Source organism: Neisseria sp. P0022.S010 (assembly GCF_051956635.1).
In genome coordinates, this window is the sequence record NZ_JBQCXF010000620.1 from 1 (window position 1) to 1,617 (window position 1,617).

The 1,617-nt window shown below is 49.7% G+C and carries 2 protein-coding genes; both read right to left on the reverse strand.

From position 1 onward, the window contains the following. On the reverse strand, positions 1 to 454 hold a 454-nt coding region (gene ccoO, locus ACTHUT_RS20015; protein WP_440418835.1), incomplete at its 3' end, for a cytochrome-c oxidase, cbb3-type subunit II. A 24-nt stretch (positions 455 to 478) separates the two neighbouring features. Continuing rightward, positions 479 to 1,617: cytochrome-c oxidase, cbb3-type subunit I (gene ccoN, locus ACTHUT_RS20020; protein WP_440419565.1), on the reverse strand; the 1,139-nt coding region annotated here is incomplete at its 5' end.

Sequence of the window (1,617 nt, forward strand, 5' to 3'; positions counted from 1 at the left end):
CCTCGGCATCGACTTTATTGCGTGCGAGCCATGGGAATGCAGGCATATTGGACTCCGGCACAACGTCGCGCGGGTTCAGCAGGTGGATGCGGTGCCATTCATCGGAATAACGGCCGCCGACACGAGCTAAATCCGGACCGGTACGTTTAGAACCCCATTGGAACGGATGGTCATAAACAGACTCACCGGCAACGGAGTAGTGGCCGTAACGTTCGGTTTCTGCACGGAATGGACGAATCATTTGAGAGTGGCAGTTGTAGCAGCCTTCGCGTACGTAAATATCACGACCGGCCACTTGCAAGGCGTTGTATGGTTTCACGCCTGGCGCAGGTTCAGTAACTGCCTTGGAGAAGAACAGCGGGACGGCCTCGATCAGAAGGCCGACGCTGACTACAAGCAGGGTGAATACAATCAGTACACCGACTTTTTCTTCAGCTAATTGTTGTAATTTCATTTTGGTAGCCTATCTTTCTTATCATTAGTGGTGCTGAGTTTGAGAAACCGCAGGAATCTCAGCATCAACTGCTTTACCACTGATAGCAGTACGGTAAACGTTATATGCCATGATGCACATACCGCTCAGGTACAGAAGACCGCCGGTGAAACGAATCATATAGTAAGGCATGGTACGTTTTACAGATTCGACAAAGGAATAAGTCAGTGTGCCGTCTTCGTTCAAAGAACCCCACATCAGGCCTTGCATCACACCGGCAATCCACATCGCGGCGATATACAGAACCACACCGATGGTTGCAATCCAGAAATGCGCTTCAACCAATTTGGTGCTGTACATTTCGTTTTTACCGAAGAGGCGAGGGATCATGTAATAAACGGAACCGATGGTTACGAAGCCTACCCAACCCAATGCACCGGCGTGAACGTGTGCAACAGTCCAGTCAGTGTAGTGGCTCAGAGCGTTAACAGTTTTAATAGACATCATCGGGCCTTCGAAGGTAGACATACCGTAGAAGGACAGAGATACGATCAGGAATTTCAAAATCGGGTCGGTACGCAGTTTGTCCCATGCACCAGACAGAGTCATGATGCCGTTGATCATACCGCCCCAAGAAGGTGCGAACAGGATCAAAGACAATACCATACCCAAAGATTGAGTCCAGTCAGGCAATGCGGTGTAGTGCAAGTGGTGAGAACCTGCCCACATATAAGTGAAAATCAAAGCCCAGAAGTGAACGACGGACAAGCGGTAAGAGTAAATAGGACGACCTGCTTGTTTTGGTACGAAGTAGTACATCATGCCCAAGAAGCCGGCTGTCAGGAAAAAGCCCACCGCATTGTGACCGTACCACCATTGAACCATCGCATCAATCGCACCAGCGTAAACCGGGTAAGATTTCATCAAACCGGCAGGGATGCTGATATTATTGACGATGTGCAACAGCGCAACAGCCAAGATGAAGCCGCCGTAGAACCAGTTGGCAACGTAAATATGTTTGATTTTACGTTTGGCAATCGTACCGAAGAATACGATGGCGTAGGCAACCCACACCAGCGTAATCAAAATGTCGATAGGCCATTCCAACTCGGCGTATTCTTTACCTTGGGTGTAACCCATAGGCAAGCTGATGGCAGCAGCCACGATAACGGCCTGCCAACCCC